Origin of the sequence: Pseudomonas putida (assembly GCA_041071465.1) — a bacterium.
GTDB classification, from domain to species: domain Bacteria; phylum Pseudomonadota; class Gammaproteobacteria; order Pseudomonadales; family Pseudomonadaceae; genus Aquipseudomonas; species Aquipseudomonas putida_P.
The window spans coordinates 2,802,675-2,822,017 of record CP163498.1 but is presented as its reverse complement, the minus strand read 5'-3'; the positions used below and the strand labels follow the sequence as shown (position 1 = coordinate 2,822,017).

The following is a 19,343-nucleotide window of genomic DNA, read 5'->3' as shown; positions in this document are numbered from 1 at the left end:
CGCACGCGACCGCCTTGTTTGTACGACGCAATATCGCGCCATGCGCCAAGGCGTTCGCGCGCAAATCGCACAGAAATAATTGGCCCGAAACAAACGTAGGAGCGAGCGCAGCTCGCGATGCGCCGCGCGGGCGGCGCTCGATCTCATAGGCGCCGCATATGTCATGGCAGGCACTACTGGCCCCAACCCACACCAACTCCGCTATCATGCCCAGCACGTTCCACCTCGCGAGTCCGCCATGCGCCGCCTGTTTTTCCTGCTGTTCCTGCTGCTGGCCAGCCCTGCCTTCGCCACGGGCCTGCTCGACAACCGCCCCAGCGCCACACTCGGCGCCGCTTCGCTGGCCAACAACGCCGACTTCCTGCCGGTGCACGAAGCCTTCAAGCTCAACCTGGTCCAGGCCGATGCGCAAACCATCAAGCTGCGTTTCGTCGCCACCGATGGCTATTACCTCTACCGCCACCGTTTCCAGTTCCGCACGGAACCGGCCGATATCGCCCTTGGCACGCCGAACATCCCCAAGGGCGAAGCCAAGCACGATGAGTTTTTCGGCGACGTCGAGGTGTACCACGGTGTGCTCGACATCGAGCTGCCACGCAACGACCCGCGCGCCTTCACCTTGCTGGTGGGCTACCAGGGCTGCGCCGACAAAGGCCTGTGCTACCCACCGGAAACCGCACGCCTGACCATCGATGGCGAAGGCCTTGGCAACACGCCGACCACCACCACCCCTGCCTGGAACTGGAAGTCGCTGCTGCTGTTCTTCCTCGCCGGGGTCGGCCTGACCTTCACGCCCTGCGTCCTGCCGATGCTGCCGATCCTGTCTGGCGTGGTGCTGCGCGGCCAGGTTGGCGGGCTACGCGGGCTGTCGCTGTCGCTGGCCTACGTGCTGCCTATGGCTGCCAGCTTTGCGGCACTCGGCGCCCTGATGGGCCTGTTCGGTGCGGGCCTGAACCTGCAGGCACGCCTGCAGTCGGCCTGGGTGCTGGTGCCTTTCGCGCTGTTCTTCGTGGTATTCGCCCTGGCCATGTTCGGCCTGTTCGAACTGAAGCTGCCCCAGGCCCTGAGCAACCGCCTGAACAACGTCGCCAACCATACCCGCGGCGGCTCTCTGCTAGGCGCGGCAATACTTGGCGTGCTCTCCAGCCTGCTGGTTTCGCCATGCGTCTCGGCGCCCCTGGCCGGTGCCCTGCTGTATATCAGCGCCAGCGGCGATGCCCTGGGCGGCGCGCTCAAGTTGTTCGCCCTGGGTTTGGGCATGGGCGCACCGTTGCTACTGGTGGCCACCGGTGGCGCAGCCTGGCTGCCGAAAAGCGGCCCTTGGATGAACACGGTGAAAAACGCCATCGGCGTGCTGCTGCTGGGGCTGGCCATCGGCTTGCTCAGCCGTGTACTGCCAGGCCCTGTGACCTTGCTGCTGGTCGGTTTCCTCGCCGCTGGCGTGGCCCTGTTCCTCGGTGCCCTGGAGCTCGTCGTCAAAACCGCGCCCCAGCGCCTGGCGCAACTGCTCGGCCTGGCCTTGCTGGTGTACGCGCTGGCCTGTTGGTACGGCGCCCTCAGTGGCCAGGGCGACCCACTGCGACCGCTGCCAGTTGCAACACTGGGCGCCAGCGGCGCCAGCCCGACGGCAAAGGCCGATGCCTGGCAGACCATCACCACGCCTGACGCATTGGACGCGGCCTTGGCGCAAGCCAAGGCGGCCGGGCAGCCAGTGCTGCTGGACTGGTACGCCGACTGGTGCATCAGTTGCAAGGTGATCGAGCATGAGGTGCTCAATGCGCCCCAGGTGCAGACACAGTTGACCGGCTTCAAACTGCTGCGTTTCGACATCACCGAAAGCAATGCCGAGCAACGCAAACTGCTCGACCGCTACCAGCTGTTCGGCCCGCCTGCCCTGCTGTTCTTTGCAGCGAACGGCAGCGAAATTACCGCTGATCGGGTGATAGGCGAAATAAACGCCGCTGAATTTGCACAAATTCTGGCACGCGTACGCGGCAAAGCCGGTCTATAACTTCCCGCGAGGCGGGGAAAATCCTGAAATCAGTGACCAGATTTAATTATTTGGTCACATACTTCGCGCGAATCTCGGACATCGTGCTGGCTATTGCCGGGAACTGGACACTTGCGGTCGCTTTACGGCACACTCGCCGCGCTGTGTCGAATTGCCCTACAAATCCAAGGAATCCGCAGATGGCAACGCTACTGGTGCTCCACGGCCCCAACCTCAACCTGCTCGGTACTCGCGAGCCAGGCCATTACGGCGCCGTGACCCTGGCCCAGATCAACCAGGACCTGGAGCAACGTGCCCGCGCCGCAGGCCACCATCTGCAGTACCTGCAGAGCAATGCCGAATACGAATTGATCGACCGCATTCACGCCGCACGCAACGAGGGTGTGGACTTCATCCTGATCAATCCGGCTGCTTTCACCCACACAAGCGTCGCATTACGTGACGCATTGCTTGCGGTGAGCATCCCATTCATCGAAGTGCACCTGTCCAACGTGCACAAACGCGAACCGTTCCGTCACCACTCCTACTTTTCCGATGTTGCCGTAGGGGTGATCTGCGGCCTGGGCGCCAGCGGTTATCGCCTGGCCCTGGAGTCCGCGCTGGAACAACTGGCTGCCAACGCACAGCCCAAATGATGAAAACCCTGGCCTAAGTGGGCCGGGGTTCGAGAGAAACGTTCCGATACGTTTTTTTGTATTTCGCCCCCTGACCGAACCTTTGGGAGTTGATGATTAATGGATATCCGTAAAGTCAAGAAACTGATCGAGCTGCTGGAAGAGTCTGGCATCGACGAACTGGAGATCAAGGAAGGCGAAGAGTCGGTCCGTATCAGCCGTCACAGCAAAACCCCAGCTGCCCAGCAGTTCTACGCACCAGCACCGATGGCTGCCGCCCCGGTTGCTGCGCCAGTTGCCGCCGCCGCCCCTGTCGCCGAAGCCGCTGCTGCTGCCCCAGCCCTGAAAGGCACCGTGATCCGTTCGCCAATGGTCGGCACCTTCTACCGCAAGCCTTCGCCGACCTCGCCTAACTTCGCTGAAGTTGGCCAGACGGTGAAAAAGGGCGACACCCTGTGCATCGTTGAAGCCATGAAGATGATGAACCACATCGAAGCCGATGTTGGCGGTGTCATCGACGCCATCCTGGTAGAAGACGGCCAGCCGGTTGAGTTCGACCAGCCGCTGTTCACCGTCGTTTGAATCGCGGAGAGCCAACGATGTCTGGGAAGCTCGAAAAAGTCCTGATCGCCAACCGTGGGGAAATTGCCCTGCGGATCCTGCGTGCCTGCAAAGAGCTGGGCATCAAAACCGTCGCTGTGCACTCCACCGCCGACCGTGAGCTGATGCACCTGGGCCTGGCAGACGAGTCGGTCTGCATCGGTCCTGCATCGTCCAAGGATTCCTACCTGCATATCCCGGCAATCATCGCTGCCGCCGAAGTCACCGGCGCCACCGCGATTCACCCGGGCTACGGCTTCCTGGCAGAAAACGCCGACTTCGCCGAACAGGTAGAAAAATCCGGCTTCGCCTTCATCGGCCCGAAAGCCGACACCATTCGCCTGATGGGTGACAAGGTTTCGGCCAAGGACGCGATGATCAAGTCGGGCGTGCCGACCGTACCAGGCTCCGATGGCCCGCTGCCGGAAGACGAAGAAGTCGCCCTGGCGATTGCCCGTGACGTCGGCTACCCGGTGATCATCAAAGCCGCCGGTGGTGGTGGTGGTCGCGGCATGCGCGTGGTGCACAAGGAAGAGGACCTGATTTCCTCGGCCAAGCTCACCCGTACCGAAGCCGGTGCTGCCTTCGGCAACCCGATGGTCTACCTGGAGAAGTTCCTGACCAACCCACGTCACGTGGAAGTGCAGGTGCTGTCCGACGGCCAGGGCAACGCCATCCACCTGGGCGACCGCGACTGCTCGTTGCAGCGCCGTCACCAGAAGGTACTGGAAGAAGCACCAGCCCCGGGCATCGACGAAAAGGCCCGTCAGGAAGTGTTCAAGCGCTGCGTCGATGCGTGCATCGAGATCGGCTACCGTGGTGCCGGTACTTTCGAGTTCCTGTACGAAAACGGCCGCTTCTACTTCATCGAGATGAACACCCGCGTGCAGGTTGAGCACCCGGTGTCGGAGATGGTTACCGGTATCGACATCGTCAAGGAGATGCTGAGCATCGCCGCTGGCAACAAGCTGTCGTTCCGCCAGGAAGACGTGGTGATCCGTGGCCACTCGCTGGAGTGCCGGATCAACGCAGAAGACCCGAAGAAGTTCATCCCAAGCCCAGGCAAGGTGAAGCACTTCCACGCACCAGGCGGCAATGGCGTACGTGTCGATTCGCACCTGTACAGCGGTTATTCGGTTCCGCCGAACTACGACTCGCTGATCGGCAAGCTGATCACCTACGGCAAGGACCGCGACGAAGCCATGGCGCGCATGCGCAATGCCCTGGACGAGATCGTCGTCGACGGCATCAAGACCAACATCCCGCTGCACCGCGACCTGGTGCGTGATGAAGGTTTCTGCAAAGGCGGCGTCAACATTCACTACCTCGAACACAAGCTGGCCAACGAGCATTGATCGAGTAGTGTGATGTACCAGAACCCCGGACCTGTTCCGGGGTTTTTATGCCTGCAACAATCTGGGGCCGCTATGCGGCCCCAATGGCCCTACCCCTTCATCCGCGGCATCTCGATACGATGCTCATGCACCCGTCGATACAGGGTCGCCCGCGAGATCCCCAAAGCCCGCGCCGCATCCGCTGGCTTCCAGCGATGACGGATCAATGCATCCAGCAGCAACTGCCGGGCCGGGCACGATACGCCGCTTTCAGCCGAAACAACCGCGTCACCGCGAACCTCATGCGGCAGGTCCTGCAAGTGCAACTGCCCGCCCTCGCTCACCGCACAGGCATAGCGCAACACCTGCCGCAGCTGGCGCAAATTGCCCGGCCAGCGATAAACCAGCAACGCCTGCAGCGCAGCATCGGCCAGTACCACCTCCACTCCACAGGCCAGGGCTTCTTCGGCCAGCAGCTGGTGAATCAACCCCAAGCGGTCCTCGCGCTCACGCAGCGGCGGCAGCTCGAACCGGGCATTGGCCAGGCGGAAATACAGATCCTCACGAAAACGCCCGTCCGCCACCATGGTTGCCAGGTCGCGGTGAGTGGCACAGATCACCTGAATGTCCACCCGCTCGCGCCGTGCAGCACCCAGCGGCGCCACTTCGCCCTCGGCCAGCACCCGCAACAAGCGGGTTTGCAGGTGCAACGGCATATCGCCGATTTCGTCCAGGAACAGCGTACCGCCATCGGCCTGCTGCAACAGCCCCTGCATGCCTTTGCTGGAAGCCCCGGTAAAGGCTCCTGCGACATAGCCGAACAACTCGCTCTCGATCAGGCTTTCCGGGATGGCCGCGCAGTTCAGTGTGACGAACGGGCCGTCGCGGCGCAGGCTTTGCTGGTGCAACTGGCGGGCAAAGACCTCTTTGCCAGCACCGGTTTCGCCTAGCACCAGCACCGCCAGGTTGCAGTCCTTGACCCGCGTGGCCAACCGCAGGTGCTGCTCGATCCGCGCGTCCTGGGCCTGATGCAACGGCTGCGCGCGCTCGCGTCGTTGCGGCGCGCTGACCCGGCCATACAAACCACCCAAGCCGGGCAGGCGCTGGGCTGAAGTCGCGCTCACCCGGCGCAACTGGTCTAGGTCGAACAGTTCGCCAATATGCTCGGGCAAACGCCCCAAGCGCTCCACCAAGCGTTGCCGCGCCAGGCTGTTGATGGCCTGCAAGCGGCCATCGGCATCCCAGGCCAGCAGGTAATCGGGCTGGCTTTCCACATAACCTGGCGTGCCATGGGCACGCATCACCCAATGGCCCTGGGCACTGTGCATGAAGAAGGCGTTTTCGATCTCGCGGGCCGTCTGCTCGACCAGTTGCCGGATCAGGTGCTGGCTGCGCCGATCGTCTGGCGACTGCAAGGCTGATACATCCACCACACCCAAAAGCTCGCCCAACGGGTCGAATACCGGTGCGGCAGTGCAGGTAAGGCCGATGAAGGCAGCGCGAAAGTGATCGCGCTTGTGCACCGTGACCGGGGCCTTGCTGGTCAGCACCGCCGCCACGCCGCAGGTGCCCTCCTCGCCCTCTGACCAGCAGGTGCCCAAGTACAGCCCGGCTTTGCGGCAGTCGTTGCGGATGGCCGACTCGACCCGATAATCGATGGTGCGCCCCTGGGCGTCGGTCAGCAGCACGCAGTAGTCGGCGCCGCGCACCCGCTCATGCAGGCGTGCCACGGCATCGCTGGCGATACGCAGGAACAGCTCGGCGCGTTCGCGGCATTCGTTGAGCAGGCTTTGGGAAAGGATACGCGGCCCCTGCTGGGACCCAGGGTCGAGGCGGTACAGCTCCATGGAGCGGCGCCATGAGTCGAGGATCAGCGCAGGAACCGGCGCCTGTGGCAGGCGATCGGCATTCTTCAGCACCCTGCTGACGCAGTCGACGTGGGCTCGGGAGTTCGCGGCAAGCATTCAGGCCCTCCGGTTCTCGTTGCTGTTTTTATCGTTGTCCGGCCATTAAGCGCCTCTGTGCATGCCCCGACAAGCACTGTGTGATTACTGCCGAGCTTGAGACGCAGCGTCTCAGCGTCTCGGCATGGCCAGCCCCGCGCTGGCACCCGGCGTCTCGTCGGCGCCGCCGTGCAGGCCTGCCATAACTCGACCAAAGCCCTCTAGCGCGGCCACTTCAGCCAAGGCGAAGAAAGCTGGCACCGCGCTTGCTCAAGCCCTTGCAAACAAAAATACGAGGTGCGCCATGCCGCTACCCGCCCCGATTGTCGGGATCATTGCCAACCCTGCCTCTGGCCGCGACCTACGCCGCCTGACCGCCAATGCCGGGCTCTATTCGAGCACCGACAAAGCCTCGGCGATTCAACGCCTGCTCGCAGCCTTCGGCGCCACCGGCATCGGCCAGGTGCTGCTGCCCAGCGACATGACCGGCATCGCCGCCGCTGTACTCAAGGCCAGCCAGGGCCCAGGGGCCCACGATCAGCACTGGCCGGCCATCGAGATCCTCGACCTGCCACTGACCCAGACCGTGGCCGATACCCACCTGGCTACCCGGCGCATGGTCGAGCGTGGCGTGTCGATGATCGCTGTGCTGGGTGGCGACGGCACCCACAAGGCGGTCGCCGCCCAAGCCGGTGACGTACCGCTGCTGACCCTGTCCACCGGTACCAACAACGCCTTCCCCGAACTGCGCGAAGCCACCAGCGCGGGCCTGGCCGGCGGCCTGCTCGCCAGTGGCCGGGTGCCGGCCAGCATCGGCTTGCGCCGCAACAAGCGCCTGCTGGTGAACGTGCCAGAGCAACAGCTGGCGGAATGGGCCTTGGTCGAAGTGGCCGTGTCACCGCAACGCTTCATCGGTGCCCGCGCGCTCAGCCGCAGCGAGGACCTCTGCGAGGTCTTCGCCTGCTTCGCCGAGCCCCATGCCATCGGCCTGTCGGCCTTGTGCGGCCTGTGGTGCCCAGTATCGCGCCAGGACCCGCACGGCGCCTGGGTACGCCTGAACCCCGCTGCCGAGCAAGCGCTGCTCGTCCCCCTGGCCCCCGGCCTGCTGCAAGCCTGCGGCATTACCGCCAGCGGCCCACTGACGCCCGGCGTCGCCCATCGCCTGAGCCTGGCCAGCGGCACCCTGGCCCTGGATGGCGAACGTGAAATCGAATTTGCCGAACACGACACGCCCACCATCACCCTCGACCACCAAGGCCCGCTCAGCGTGGACGTCGAGGCCGTACTGGCGCATGCCGCTCGCCATCACCTGCTGGCCGTCCCGCGCGGCCACCGGCTGCACCCTGCAAACCCGTGTTGAGACAACCCTGGAGAACAACAAGATGTCCAATCAACTCAGTACCGAACAACTGCTGCATGCCTATGAAGTGATGCGCACCATCCGCGCCTTCGAAGAACGCCTGCACGTGGAATTCGCCACGGGCGAGATCCCCGGCTTCGTCCACCTGTATGCCGGCGAAGAAGCCTCCGCCGCCGGGGTCATGGCCCACCTGCGCGACAGCGACTGCATCGCCTCGACCCACCGCGGCCATGGCCACTGTATCGCCAAGGGCGTGGACGTGTACGGCATGATGGCCGAGATCTACGGCAAGAAAACCGGGGTATGCGGCGGCAAGGGCGGCTCGATGCACATTGCCGACCTGGAAAAGGGAATGCTCGGTGCCAACGGCATCGTCGGTGCTGGCGCTCCGCTGGTGGCCGGGGCCGCGCTGGCGGCCAAACTCAAGGGCCGTGACGACGTGTCGGTGGCGTTCTTCGGCGATGGCGCCTCCAACGAGGGAGCCGTGTTCGAAGCCATGAACATGGCGTCGATCATGAACTTGCCGTGCATCTTCGTGGCCGAAAACAACGGCTACGCCGAGGCCACCGCCTCCAACTGGTCGGTCGCCTGCGACCACATCGCCGACCGCGCTGCTGGCTTTGGCATGCCAGGCGTCACCATCGACGGCTTCGACTTCTTTGCCGTGTACGAGGCCGCAGGCGCGGCCATCGAGCGCGCACGTTCCGGGCAAGGCCCGTCGCTGATCGAGGTCAAGCTCAGCCGCTACTACGGCCACTTCGAGGGCGATGCGCAAACCTACCGCGCCCCCGATGAAGTGAAAAACCTGCGCGAATCCCGCGACTGCCTGATGCAGTTCCGTAACAAGACCACCCGCGCCGGCCTGCTCACTGCCGAGCAACTGGACGCCATCGACGCGCGCATCGAGGACCTGATCGAAGACGCCGTGCGCCGCGCCAAATCCGATCCCAAGCCACAGCCCGCCGACCTGCTCACCGACGTCTACGTCGCCTACCCCTGAGCCGCGGATTACAAGAACAACAGGAGAACCACCATGGCAAGAAAGATCAGCTACCAGCAGGCCATCAACGAAGCCCTGGCCCAGGAAATGCGCCGTGACAATACCGTGTTCATCATCGGCGAAGACGTCGCCGGTGGTGCCGGTGCACCCGGCGAGGATGACGCCTGGGGTGGCGTGCTGGGGGTGACCAAAGGCCTGTACCACCAATTCCCGGCCGCGTGCTCGACGCGCCGCTGTCGGAAATCGGCTATGTCGGCGCCGCGGTCGGTGCCGCCACCCAGGGCCTGCGCCCGGTGTGCGAACTGATGTTCGTCGACTTCGCCGGCTGCTGCCTGGACCAGATCCTCAACCAGGCCGCCAAGTTCCGCTACATGTTCGGCGGCAAGGCGGTCACCCCGCTGGTGATGCGCACGATGTACGGCGCCGGCCTGCGCGCGGCAGCCCAGCATTCGCAGATGCTCACCTCGCTATGGACGCACATCCCCGGCCTGAAGGTGGTGTGTCCGTCCTCGCCCTACGATGCCAAGGGCCTGTTGATCCAGGCGATCCGTGACAACGACCCGGTAATTTTCTGCGAACACAAGCTGCTGTACAGCATGCAAGGCGAAGTGCCAGAAGAGGTGTACACCGTGCCGTTCGGCGAAGCCAACTTCCTGCGCGATGGCGACGACGTGACCCTGGTGACCTATGGACGCATGGTCCACGTGGCACTTGAAGCGGCCAACAATCTGGCCCGCCAGGGCATCGACTGCGAGGTGCTGGACTTGCGCACCACCAGCCCGCTGGACGAAGACAGCATTCTGGAAAGCGTGGAGAAGACCGGCCGGCTGGTGGTGATCGATGAAGCCAACCCGCGCTGTTCGATGGCCACCGACATCAGCGCGCTGGTGGCGCAGAAGGCCTTCGGCGCACTCAAGGGCCCGATCGAAATGGTCACCGCGCCGCACACCCCGGTGCCGTTCTCCGACGCACTGGAAGACCTGTACATCCCTGACGCGGCGAAGATCGAAACTGCCGTGCGCAAGGTGATCGAAGCTGCAAGGAGTGCCGCATGAGCCAGATCCATACCCTGACCATGCCCAAGTGGGGCTTGTCGATGACCGAGGGCCGGGTGGACGCCTGGCTCAAGCAGGAAGGTGACGAAATCAACAAGGGCGACGAGGTGCTGGACGTCGAGACCGACAAGATCAGCAGCAGCGTCGAAGCCCCGTTCAGTGGTGTACTGCGCCGCCAGGTGGCCAGGCCGGATGAAACCCTGCCGGTCGGCGCGCTACTGGCAGTGGTGGTGGAAGGCGAAGCCGAAGAAGCAGAAATCGATGCGCTGGTGCAACGCTTCCAGGCCGAGTTCGTCGCCGAAGGGGGCGCCGATCAGGCACAAGGGCCGGCCCCGCAGAAGGCGGAAGTCGGTGGCCGCCTGCTGCGCTGGTTCGAGCTGGGCGAAGGCGGCACGCCGCTGGTGCTGGTGCACGGTTTTGGCGGCGACCTCAACAACTGGCTGTTCAACCACCCGGCGCTGGCCGCCGAACGCCGCGTAATCGCCCTGGACCTGCCGGGGCACGGCGAGTCGGCCAAGGCCCTGCAACGGGGTGACCTGGACGAGCTGAGCGAAACCGTGCTGGCCTTGCTCGACCACCTGGACATCGCCAAGGCCCACCTGGCGGGCCATTCCATGGGCGGTGCGGTAAGCCTCAACGTGGCGCGCCTGGCGCCGCAGCGGGTGGCCAGCCTGAGCCTGGTGGCCAGTGCCGGGCTGGGTGACGCAATCAACGGGCAGTACCTGCAAGGTTTTGTCAGCGCCGCCAACCGCAATGCGCTTAAACCACAAATGGTGCAGCTGTTTGCCGACCCGGCGCTGGTCACCCGGCAAATGCTTGAGGACATGCTCAAGTTCAAGCGCCTGGAAGGTGTTGATGATGCCTTGCGCCAGCTGGCATCGGCCCTCGCCGACGGCGACCGGCAGCGCCACGACCTGCGCGGGGTGTTGGGACAGCACCCGGCACTGGTGGTGTGGGGCGGCAAGGACGCGATCATCTCGGCCAGCCATGCCGAAGGCCTGGAGGCAGAAGTACTGGTGCTGCCGGAGGCTGGGCATATGGTGCAGATGGAAGCGGCTGAACAGGTCAACCAGCAACTGCTCGCGTTCCTGCGCAAGCACTAAGCCCTTTCCGTGAGCCTGGAGAACAACAATGAACGACCTGAGCCACACCCATATGCGCGCCGCCGTCTGGCATGGCCGCAACGATATTCGCGTCGAACAGGTACCCCTGCCAGCCGACCCTGCGCCGGGCTGGGTACAGATCAAGGTGGACTGGTGCGGCATCTGCGGCTCCGACCTGCACGAATACGTCGCCGGCCCGGTATTCATCCCGGTGGAGGCCCCGCACCCACTGACTGGCATTCAGGGCCAGTGCATCCTCGGCCACGAATTTTGCGGCCAGATCGCCAAGCTGGGTGAAGGCGTGGAAGGCTTTGCGGTCGGCGACCCGGTGGCCGCAGACGCCTGCCAGCATTGCGGCAACTGCTACTACTGCACCCACGGCCTGTACAACATCTGCGAGCGCCTGGCCTTCACCGGCCTGATGAACAACGGCGCCTTCGCCGAGTTGGTCAACGTGCCTGCCAACCTGCTCTACCGGCTGCCGCAGGGCTTCCCTGCTGAAGCCGGGGCACTGATCGAGCCGCTGGCAGTGGGCATGCATGCAGTGAAAAAGGCGGGCAGCCTGCTCGGCCAAACCGTGGTGGTGGTGGGTGCTGGTACCATTGGCCTGTGTACCATCATGTGCGCCAAGGCTGCGGGAGCAGCGCAGGTCATTGCCCTTGAGATGTCCTCGGCGCGCAAGGCCAAAGCCAAGGAAGTCGGTGCCAGCGTGGTGCTGGACCCCAGCCAGTGCGATGCCCTGGCGCAAATCCGCGCACTCACTGCCGGGTTGGGGGCGGATGTGAGCTTTGAGTGCATCGGCAACAAGCACACGGCCAAGTTGGCCATCGACACCATCCGCAAGGCGGGCAAGTGTGTGCTGGTGGGCATTTTCGAAGAGCCTAGCGAGTTCAACTTTTTCGAGCTGGTGTCCACCGAGAAGCAGGTGCTGGGGGCGTTGGCGTACAACGGTGAATTTGCCGATGTGATTGCCTTTATCGCTGATGGACGACTGGATATTCGCCCCTTGGTGACCGGGCGGATCGGGCTGGAGCAGATTGTCGAGCTGGGCTTCGAGGAACTGGTGAACAACAAGGAAGAGAACGTGAAGATCATCGTTTCACCGGGCGTGCGCTGAAGCCATTGGTTGGGGCAAACACTTGCATATGGCACCAATCCCTGTGAGAGCGGGTTTACCCGCGAAGAATGCGACGCGGTGCATGGCACCGGCTTCGCCGGTGTTCGCGGCCAAAGCCGCTCCCACAGGTACCGCGTGAGCTTTAGGGGCCGTACAAGCCTTGCGCTCCCTGTCTCAGGATCCCATTCTGCGTCATACTCGGCAGACCTATTGCCCGGTCCTCGCCATGCGTCCACTGCTCCCCATTACCCTGGTCCTGCTGCTCGCCGCCTGTGGCGATGGCGAATCGCTGCTTCCGCCAGACGCGCGCCTGCCTGACGGCGGGCGTTACCGGGGGCAGGTGGTCGATGGCCTGCTGCAGGGTGAGGGCCGGATCGACTACCCCAACGGCAGCTGGTACGCCGGCAGCTTCAAGGATGGCCAGTGGCACGGCCAGGGCGAATGGCATGGCCAGAACGGCGAGGTGTACCGTGGCCAGTTCGCCGAGGGGCTGTTCCAGGGCCTGGGCGATTTGACCACCCCGGGCAGCCACTATGGCGGCACGTTCAAGCATGGCCGTCGCGACGGCGAAGGCACCCTCAAGCAGGCCGACCAGACCTACCGCGGCCAGTTCAAGGACGACCTCTACGACGGCGCGGGCGAGCTGGAACTGGCCGATGGCAGCCGCTACCAGGGGCTGTTCGCCAAAGGCAAGCCCAACGGTGCCGGCGTGCGCAGCGACGCCAGCGGCAACCAGTTCAGCGGCCACTTCATCAACGGCCAGTTACAAGGCAGCGGCACCTTCGACAGCGTTGACGGCGAGCAGTACATCGGTGAGTTCAAGGACAACCGCCTGGAGGGCCGTGGCCGCTACGAAAATGCCGATGGCGATGTATGGATCGGTGAATTCAAGGATGGCTCGCTGGTGGGTGAAGGCGAACTGCTGGGCAGCGATGGCAGCCACTACAAAGGCGAGTTCGCCGATTGGCGCCTATCGGGCCAAGGCAGCCTGCAACTGGCCGACGGCAGCCAGTACATCGGCGGCTTCCTCAATGATGCCTACCATGGCCATGGCCGATTGATCCTGCCCAGCGGCAAGGTTGAAAGCGGCGTGTGGGCAAATGGCGTGCGCGTGCGTGACCAGAAAGGCAAGCTGCTGCCCGACCCACTGGACCTGGCACTGCTCAACCAGGGCCGGCTGCTGGAAGAAGCGCTGGCCAGGGTGCCGCGCTCGGCGCCCCCGATCCAGCTGTACAGCCTGGTGGTGGCCGGCGATGGCCAGCAGAGCGTGTTCCTGCGTGAAGCCGATTATGTCAGCAACATGCTCAAGGTGCGCTTTGGTGCCCGTGGCCAGGTGACCCTGGTCAACCACCGCGACCATATGGCCACCCGCCCCATGGCCACCCGCGAGAACCTCACCCGTGCCGCCAGCACGCTGGCCGAACGCAGCGGCCCCGAAGACCTGGTGTTCATCTACCTCACCAGCCATGGCAGCCAGGACCACCAGTTGGTGCTCGACCAGCCGCGCCTGCAGCTGGCCGACCTGTCCGCCGACGAGCTGGCCACCGCCCTGGCGCCGTTGAAGGACCGCGACAAGGTAATCGTCATATCCGCCTGCTATTCAGGGGGCTATATCGCCCCTCTCAAAGATGAGCGCACGCTGATCATGACCGCCGCCCGGGCCGACCGCGTCTCCTTCGGCTGCTCGGAAGAGGCCGACTTCACCTACTTTGGCGATGCCTTGTTCGCCGAAGCGCTGAACCAGACCGACGACCTGAAACAGGCGTTTGAACTGGCGCGCGCCAGCGTTGCCGAACGAGAACAAAGGGAAGGCTTCGAGGCCTCTGAACCGCAGCTATGGGCGCCGCCAGCCGTGCTTGAACACTGGCAGCACCTGCGCCGCCAACAGGCCGAAGAAGCTTTGCGTAACGCCGCACAAGCCGCCGTGGGGGAACAGGCAAAAACGCCCCGCAGCCACTAAGCTTGTGTGTAACAAGGGAGAGACATCATGTATTTGACGCCTCAGCATGTCCTGCTTGCCGGTGCCACGGGCCTGACGGGTGAACACCTGCTGGACCGCCTGCTCAACGAGCCCACCATTACCCGCGTATTGGCGCCCACCCGCCGGCCACTGGCCGAGCACCCACACCTGGAAAACCCGGTGGGCGACCCGGCGGTGTTCCTCCCGCAGCTGGCCGGGCGCGTCGATATTGCCTATTGCTGCCTGGGCACCACGTTGAAACAGGCCGGCTCCGAGTCGGCCTTCCGCGCGGTGGACCTGGACATGGTGGTGGCGTTCAGCAAACGCGCAAGGGAAATGGGCGCACGGCATCTGCTGGTGGTCAGTGCAGTAGGCGCCGACCCCAAGTCGTCAATTTTCTATAACCGGGTCAAGGGCGAGATGGAAGAAGCGCTCAAGGCTCAGGACTGGCCACAGCTGACCATCGTGCGGCCCTCCTTCCTGCTGGGCGAGCGGATAGAGCCACGGCTCACTGAGCAGCTGGTTGCGCCACTTTCCAGGTTGATTCCTGGCAAGTACCGGGGGATCGAGGCGTGTACCCTGGCGCGGGCGTTGTGGCGACTGGCGCTTGAGGAAGAAGACGGGATACGGATTGTGGAGTCCGATGAATTGCGCAAGCTGGGCAAAAAATAGGGGGTTACCTGCCAGGGCCTCTTCGCGGGCAACCCAGCGAAAGGGCCCTTAAAGGCCGCCTGTGGCCTGGAAGCCTACACCTGCCGCTGTCAGTAAGGATAACGGCAACAACAGGGTATCGAGCAGCATGCTCCCCGGCAGGTCCAACCCCGGATAGGCCGGCGCATCAGCCCCATAATGATCACGCGGGCAGCACCCGCCGTTGATCACATACAAATCCAGCCGGGTGCCGGCATATACCACCGGTGCCCCAGGCTTGGCGGCATCCAGCGTGCGCACCGTGGCACAACCACTCAACAGCCCCAGCGCCAGCAAACTGGCCAGCGCTCGCTTCAATCATCCACCCCAAAATGATGCTCGCCCCAACGCGGCAGCATGTCCTGGGGGATGTTCAGCAGGTTGAGAATGCGCGCCACGACAAAGTCGACCAGGTCGTCGATGGTCTGTGGCTGGTGATAGAAGCCCGGCGCCGCCGGCAGGATCACCGCGCCCATTTGCGACAGCTTGAGCATGTTTTCCAGGTGGATGGTGGAGAACGGTGCTTCGCGTGGTACCAGGATCAGCTGGCGACGCTCCTTGAGGGTAACGTCGGCAGCCCGCTCGATCAGGTTGTTGCACGCACCGGTGGCAATCGCCGACAACGTGCCGGTAGAACTCGGCACCACCACCATCGCTGCTGGGGCGCCAGAGCCCGAGGCCACGGGCGACATCCAGTCCTCCTTGCCGTACACACGGATCTGCCCATCGGCGGCGCCGGTGTACTCCGTCAGAAAGGCCTGCATTGCCTGGGGCTTGGCCGGCAGCAACACATCCGTCTCGGTGGCCATTACCAACTGCGCGGCCTTTGAGATGAGGAAATGTACCTCGCGGTCCTCACGCACCAGGCAATCGAGCAAGCGCAGGCCATATTGGGCGCCAGAGGCGCCCGTCATGGCCAGGGTGATGCGTTGCGGCCCGTTCACTTCAGCGCCTCGGCCAACTTGCCGTGCAGGCCACCGAAACCGCCGTTGCTCATGATCACCACATGGGTGCCTGGGCGAGCCTGGCCTTTGACCCGTTCGATGATCGCTTCGAGGCTGTCGGCCACCACGCTCGGCACCTTGCATTGGGCGGCGGTGGCGGCCAGGTCCCAGCCGAGGTTGGCCGGTGCATACCAGATCACCTGGTCCGCATCGTTGACGCTTTCTGGCAGGCCGTCACGGTGAGCACCAAGCTTCATTGAGTTGGAGCGTGGCTCGATCACCGCGATCACCGGTGCCTCGCCAACACGCTTGCGCAGGCCGTCGAGGGTGGTGGCAATGGCGGTCGGGTGGTGGGCGAAGTCATCGTAGATGGTCACGCCCTGCACTTCGGCCACCTTCTCCATGCGCCGCTTGACGCTCTTGAAGGCACTCAGGCCAGCGATCCCCATGGCCGGCACCACGCCAACATGGCGGGCCGCAGCCAGGGTGGCCAAGGCGTTGGCGACGTTGTGCTGGCCGGTCAGTGCCCAGTCCACCACGCCCTGCGCCTCGCCTTCGAACAACACTTCGAAGCGCGAGCCATCAGGGCTGAGCAGGCGAGCTTGCCACTGGCCTCCTTCACCGGTGGTTTGCACCGGGGTCCAGCAGCCCATGCCGATCACTCGCTCCAGCGCTTGCTCGGTGGTCGGATGGATGACCAGGCCCTCGCTGGGGATGGTACGCACCAAGTGATGGAACTGTCGCTCGATCGAGGCCAGGTCCGGGAAGATGTCCGCGTGATCGAACTCAAGGTTGTTGAGGATCGCAGTACGTGGGTGGTAGTGAACGAACTTCGAGCGCTTGTCGAAGAACGCGCTGTCGTATTCGTCGGCTTCGACCACGAAGAACGGCGTGTCGCCCAAACGCGCCGACACCGAGAAGTTCTGCGGCACACCGCCAATCAGGAAGCCTGGGCTCATGCCGGCGTGCTCCAGCACCCAGGCCAGCATGCTGCTGGTGGTGGTCTTGCCGTGGGTACCGGCAACGGCCAGCACCCAACGGCCTTGCAGCACGTGGTCGGCCAGCCACTGCGGGCCGGAGACATAGGGCAGGCCCTTGTTCAGCACGTATTCAACCGCCGGGTTGCCGCGCGACATGGCGTTGCCGATGACCACCAGGTCTGGCGCCGGGTCCAGCTGAGCCGGGTCATAACCTTGGGTCAGTTCGATGCCCTGGGCTTCGAGCTGGGTGCTCATCGGGGGATAGACGTTGGCGTCCGAGCCGGTGACGCGGTGGCCAAGTTCCTTGGCCAGCACCGCCAGCGAGCCCATGAAAGTGCCGCAAATACCGAGAATGTGAATATGCATGGTCGACCTCGCAAAACATCGAGGCAGGGTAGCCCAGGGCGCGACAAATCGCACCCGCTGTTTCGCTCAGTCGGCCCTGGTGATGCCGTGTTTGCGCAGTTTTCGATACAAGGTATTGCGGCTGATGCCCAAGTGCTCGGCGACGCGGGTCAAGTGCCAGTGTTTTGCCTCCAGCATGGCCAGCAAAACTTGCCGTTCCGCATCCTGCAAAACCTGGTTACCCACGGATTCACCGTCAACTGCGGAATCAACGCAGGTTGTGCGGGAGCGGGCTTGCCCGCGAACGAGGGCAAAACCCTCGCCCTCATACGGCTGTGAGGCAGCCTTCGCGGGCAAGCCCGCTCCCACAGGATTGGCGTTGTTGCGGACGATGGTTGGGAGATCCGCCAATGCGATTCGGGAATCTTCGCAAAGCGCCACCAAGGTACGCAGCACATTGCGCATTTGCCGCACGTTCCCCGGCCAGGTGAATTCGAGCAGTGCCTGCCGCGCCCTGGGCTCGATGTCGATCAACTGCCCCTGCGCCTCCTGGCGCAGCAGGAAGTCCAGCAACTGCGCCTTGTCACTGCGCTCGCGCACCGCTGGCAACGCCACTTCCAGGCCATTGAGGCGGTAATAAAGGTCTTCGCGGAAACTGCCCTGCTCTACCCGCTCCAGCAAGTCACGGTGGGTGGCGCTGACAATGCGCACGTCCACCGCCTGCGGCTCGCCCCCGATCGGCACCACCTGGCGCTCCTCCAGTACCCGCAGCAGGCGGGTTTGCAGGGCCAGCGGCATGTCGCCGATCTCGTCCAGCAGCAAGGTGCCGCCGTCAGCCTGCAGCAGCTTGCCGCGCATGCCTTCCTTGCGCGCGCCGGTAAAACTGCCGCCACGGTACCCGAACAGCTCACTCTCGATCAGGCTTTCTGGGATCGACGCACAGTTGATGGCAACGAACGGCTTGCCGCGTCGCTCACTGGCCTGATGCACAGCCTGGGCGAAGGCCTCCTTGCCACAACCGGTCTCGCCGCGCAGCAGCAAGGGCACATCGCGCTCGAACACCCGCACGCTGCGCCGGAAGTCGTTTTGCAACGCCGGGTCGAGCAGGCAGACCAGCGGCTCTACTTCGCACGCGGGCCGCGGCTGGGCGGCTGGCACCGACCACACCGGCGCCCGGGCCTGCCCTCGCAGGCTGGCGAACACCTGGCGGCCGTCCAGGGTACGCAGCGGCCAGGCGGTGCTGCCGCCGGGCGTGGCGCGGCTGAACAATTCGTCATGGCTGCAGGCAAAAAATCGCTTCAATGGTTTGCCCAGCACACCGCCCCGCACAGTGCCCAGCAGGTTAAGCGCGCTCTGGTTGGCAGCGCAAATGCGCCCATCGCCGTCGAACGCCAGCAAGCCTTCGCTGAACAAGCCGACCGACTCGGCCTGCAGGTGAAAACGCAGCAGCCATTGCTGCTCGAAATGGCGAAGGAAGTAACAGCTTTCGATCATCTTCGCCGACAGGTTGACCAACGCCATGGTGTGGAACTGGCTTTGCCGTGATACGTCAGGACGCGCCGAGGACACGTCGAGTACCGCCAGCAACTCGCCATGCGGGTCGAACACTGGGCTGGCCGAGCAGGTCAGGCCGGTGTGGCGGCCACGGAAGTGCTCGTTCTGGTGGATAGTCAGCGCTTGGCGCTCGACCAGGCAGGTGCCGATGCCATTGGTGCCCTCGCGCGCCTCGCTCCAGTCGGCGCCCAGCCACAGCCCGGCACGCTCGAAGCTACGCCGCTCGGTGGGGGCGCTGACACAGTTGAGGATCACCCCGCGGGCGTCGGTCAGCAGCACTGCGTGGCCCGCGCCGGAAAGCTGCTGGTGCAGGCTGTTCATTTCATGGTCGGCAATTTGCAACACCTGGCGCAGGCGCTCGCGGCTTTCCAGCAGGCGCCCATGCTCAAGCACCACCGGCGCTTCGATCACCGTAGGGTCGAGGTGGTAGTCCTCCAGGCAGCGCAGCCAGGAGCGGGCGATGGACGGGTCACTGCCGCCCTCCCCAGCCCGACCATGGGCAACGCTATGGACCTGCTGGGCATGGCGACTGAAAGGGTTGCTCTGCATTGTTGTAGTTCTCCGCAGATAGAGCGTCAGCCCAGCATCCTCCACCCGGAAAGGCTTTGCAATGCACGCGCCTGTGACGTGTCGCAAATGGCACAAAATGTCACCCAGCGCGTACCGGCGCCGGCACAGCGACTGTTGATCAGCGCCGTGATACTGACCCAAGTCATTGATTTGCCTGGCACAG

At 64.1% G+C, this 19,343-nt stretch carries 16 protein-coding genes and 1 pseudogene; 12 read left to right on the top strand and 5 right to left on the bottom strand.

Going from position 1 to position 19,343, the window contains the following annotated elements; translation table 11 throughout:
• The first annotated feature begins 238 nt into the window (after positions 1-238).
• From AB5975_13075 to accC, 4 genes are all read left to right on the top strand, one after another.
• The gene (locus AB5975_13075) at positions 239-2,011 is read left to right on the top strand and encodes a protein-disulfide reductase DsbD (protein ID XDR22648.1); all 1,773 of its coding nucleotides are present in this window, start codon (positions 239-241) and stop codon (positions 2,009-2,011) included.
• Positions 2,012-2,190: 179 nt separating this feature from the next.
• Positions 2,191-2,646 (top strand): type II 3-dehydroquinate dehydratase, encoded by a 456-nt coding sequence (gene aroQ / locus AB5975_13070; protein XDR22647.1) that lies wholly within the window; start codon positions 2,191-2,193, stop codon positions 2,644-2,646.
• Between the two features lie 99 nt (positions 2,647-2,745).
• Positions 2,746-3,207, top strand: a complete 462-nt coding sequence (gene accB, locus AB5975_13065; protein ID XDR22646.1) for an acetyl-CoA carboxylase biotin carboxyl carrier protein — start codon at positions 2,746-2,748, stop codon at positions 3,205-3,207.
• Between the two features lie 17 nt (positions 3,208-3,224).
• Positions 3,225-4,580 carry an acetyl-CoA carboxylase biotin carboxylase subunit gene (gene accC / locus AB5975_13060; protein ID XDR22645.1) on the top strand — a complete coding sequence of 452 codons (1,356 nt, stop codon included), beginning with the start codon at positions 3,225-3,227 and terminating at the stop codon, positions 4,578-4,580.
• Between the two features lie 89 nt (positions 4,581-4,669).
• Here the strand turns inward: accC and AB5975_13055 are convergent, their stop codons facing one another.
• Positions 4,670-6,523: a sigma-54-dependent Fis family transcriptional regulator gene (locus AB5975_13055; GenBank protein ID XDR22644.1), complete on the bottom strand. Its 1,854-nt coding sequence runs from the start codon at positions 6,521-6,523 to the stop codon at positions 4,670-4,672.
• 283 nt (positions 6,524-6,806) lie between these two features.
• On the opposite strand from AB5975_13055, the gene AB5975_13050 reads away from it, so the two are divergent.
• From AB5975_13050 to AB5975_13015, 8 genes and pseudogenes are all read left to right on the top strand, one after another.
• Entirely contained in the window at positions 6,807-7,862 is a 1,056-nt protein-coding gene (locus tag AB5975_13050; protein ID XDR22643.1) for an ATP-NAD kinase family protein, read from the top strand.
• A gap of 22 nt (positions 7,863-7,884) precedes the next feature.
• The gene (locus tag AB5975_13045; protein ID XDR22642.1) at positions 7,885-8,862 is read left to right on the top strand and encodes a thiamine pyrophosphate-dependent dehydrogenase E1 component subunit alpha; all 978 of its coding nucleotides are present in this window, start codon (positions 7,885-7,887) and stop codon (positions 8,860-8,862) included.
• 33 nt (positions 8,863-8,895) lie between these two features.
• Positions 8,896-9,398, top strand: a pseudogene (locus tag AB5975_13040) (alpha-ketoacid dehydrogenase subunit beta).
• 60 nt (positions 9,399-9,458) lie between these two features.
• Positions 9,459-9,917 carry a transketolase C-terminal domain-containing protein gene (locus AB5975_13035; GenBank protein XDR22966.1) on the top strand — a complete coding sequence of 153 codons (459 nt, stop codon included), beginning with the start codon at positions 9,459-9,461 and terminating at the stop codon, positions 9,915-9,917.
• Entirely contained in the window at positions 9,914-11,020 is a 1,107-nt protein-coding gene (locus AB5975_13030) for an acetoin dehydrogenase dihydrolipoyllysine-residue acetyltransferase subunit (GenBank protein XDR22641.1), read from the top strand. The genes AB5975_13035 and AB5975_13030 overlap by 4 nt, the downstream gene beginning before the upstream one ends.
• A gap of 52 nt (positions 11,021-11,072) precedes the next feature.
• Positions 11,073-12,137, top strand: coding sequence for a 2,3-butanediol dehydrogenase (locus AB5975_13025; GenBank protein ID XDR22965.1), 1,065 nt, complete (start codon positions 11,073-11,075; stop codon positions 12,135-12,137).
• Positions 12,138-12,363: 226 nt separating this feature from the next.
• The gene (locus AB5975_13020) at positions 12,364-14,097 is read left to right on the top strand and encodes a C13 family peptidase (protein ID XDR22640.1); all 1,734 of its coding nucleotides are present in this window, start codon (positions 12,364-12,366) and stop codon (positions 14,095-14,097) included.
• Between the two features lie 27 nt (positions 14,098-14,124).
• On the top strand, positions 14,125-14,769 hold the full coding sequence (locus AB5975_13015; GenBank protein XDR22639.1) for an oxidoreductase: 645 nt from the start codon (positions 14,125-14,127) through the stop codon (positions 14,767-14,769).
• A 48-nt stretch (positions 14,770-14,817) separates the two neighbouring features.
• Here the strand turns inward: AB5975_13015 and AB5975_13010 are convergent, their stop codons facing one another.
• The 4 genes from AB5975_13010 to AB5975_12995 form a co-directional block, all read right to left on the bottom strand.
• Positions 14,818-15,105: a YceK/YidQ family lipoprotein gene (locus AB5975_13010; GenBank protein XDR22638.1), complete on the bottom strand. Its 288-nt coding sequence runs from the start codon at positions 15,103-15,105 to the stop codon at positions 14,818-14,820.
• Positions 15,102-15,731 carry a flavin prenyltransferase UbiX gene (gene ubiX / locus AB5975_13005; protein XDR22637.1) on the bottom strand — a complete coding sequence of 210 codons (630 nt, stop codon included), beginning with the start codon at positions 15,729-15,731 and terminating at the stop codon, positions 15,102-15,104. Before ubiX ends, AB5975_13010 begins: the two co-directional genes overlap by 4 nt.
• On the bottom strand, positions 15,728-17,077 hold the full coding sequence (gene mpl / locus AB5975_13000) for a UDP-N-acetylmuramate:L-alanyl-gamma-D-glutamyl-meso-diaminopimelate ligase (protein XDR22636.1): 1,350 nt from the start codon (positions 17,075-17,077) through the stop codon (positions 15,728-15,730). The genes ubiX and mpl overlap by 4 nt, the downstream gene beginning before the upstream one ends.
• A gap of 66 nt (positions 17,078-17,143) precedes the next feature.
• The gene (locus AB5975_12995) at positions 17,144-19,159 is read right to left on the bottom strand and encodes a sigma-54-dependent Fis family transcriptional regulator (protein ID XDR22635.1); all 2,016 of its coding nucleotides are present in this window, start codon (positions 19,157-19,159) and stop codon (positions 17,144-17,146) included.
• Between the last annotated feature and the right edge of the window lie 184 nt (positions 19,160-19,343).